Source organism: Paenibacillus antri, assembly GCF_005765165.1.
Classification (GTDB): Bacteria; Bacillota; Bacilli; order Paenibacillales; family YIM-B00363; genus Paenibacillus_AE; species Paenibacillus_AE antri.
Window position 1 is genome coordinate 1 of sequence record NZ_VCIW01000058.1, and the last position, 1210, is coordinate 1210.

At 54.8% G+C, this 1210-nt stretch carries 1 rRNA gene; it reads right to left on the reverse strand.

Going from position 1 to position 1210, the window contains the following annotated elements:
* Positions 1-1209, reverse strand: a 23S ribosomal RNA gene (locus FE782_RS31980); the annotation flags it as partial.
* Between the last annotated feature and the right edge of the window lies 1 nt (position 1210).

Here is a 1210-nt window from a genome sequence, read left to right on the forward strand (position 1 = left end):
CAAGCCATAGCTTCGGTGGTGTGTTTAGCCCCGTTACATTTTCGGCGCAGAGTCACTCGACCAGTGAGCTATTACGCACTCTTTCAATGGTGGCTGCTTCTAAGCCAACATCCTGGTTGTCTGTGCAACTCCACATCCTTTCCCACTGAACACACACTTGGGGACCTTAGCTGATGATCTGGGCTGTTTCCCTTTTGACGATGGATCTTAGCACTCACCGTCTGACTCCCGGATACGAATACGCGGCATTCGGAGTTTGACTGGACTTGGTAACCCTTGGCGGGCCCCGCACCCAATCAGTGCTCTACCTCCGCAATTCTTTACTCCGAGGCTAGCCCTAAAGCTATTTCGGGGAGAACCAGCTATCTCCGAGTTCGATTGGAATTTCTCCCCTACCCCCACGTCATCCCCGAGCTTTTCAACGCTCGTGGGTTCGGGCCTCCAGTGCGTGTTACCGCACCTTCACCCTGCACAGGGGTAGATCACCCGGTTTCGGGTCTACGTCCACGTACTGTAAGTCGCCCTATTCAGACTCGCTTTCGCTGCGGCTTCGTCTCATCGACTTAACCTCGCACGGGAACGTAACTCGCCGGTTCATTCTACAAAAGGCACGCCATCACCCATATAGAGGGCTCTGACTTCTTGTAAGCGCACGGTTTCAGGTTCTGTTTCACTCCCCTTCCGGGGTGCTTTTCACCTTTCCCTCACGGTACTGCTTCGCTATCGGTCGCTAGGTAGTATTTAGCCTTAGCAGATGGTCCTGCCGGATTCCCACGGGGTTTCACGTGCCCCGCGGTACTCGGGATCCGTCTGGCTGGAGCTGCATTTTGCGTACAGGACTATTACCTTCTTCGGTTGGCCTTTCCAGACCATTCGACTACGCAGCTCTTCGCCGTGATGACGTCCCACGACCCCGGCGTGCAAGCACGCCGGTTTAGGCTGTTCCGCATTCGCTCGCCGCTACTAACGGAATCACTATTGTTTTCTTTTCCTCAGGGTACTTAGATGTTTCAGTTCCCCTGGTCTGCCTCCTCACACCTATGTATTCAGTGTGCAGGTACACGGTTTTTACGCCGTGTGGGTTTCCCCATTCGGACATCCCCGGATCAAAGCCTGCTTACGGCTCCCCGAGGCCATATCGTCGTTCGCCACGTCCTTCGTCGGCTCCTAGCGCCTAGGCATCCTCCGTGCGCTCTTTATAACTTATCCA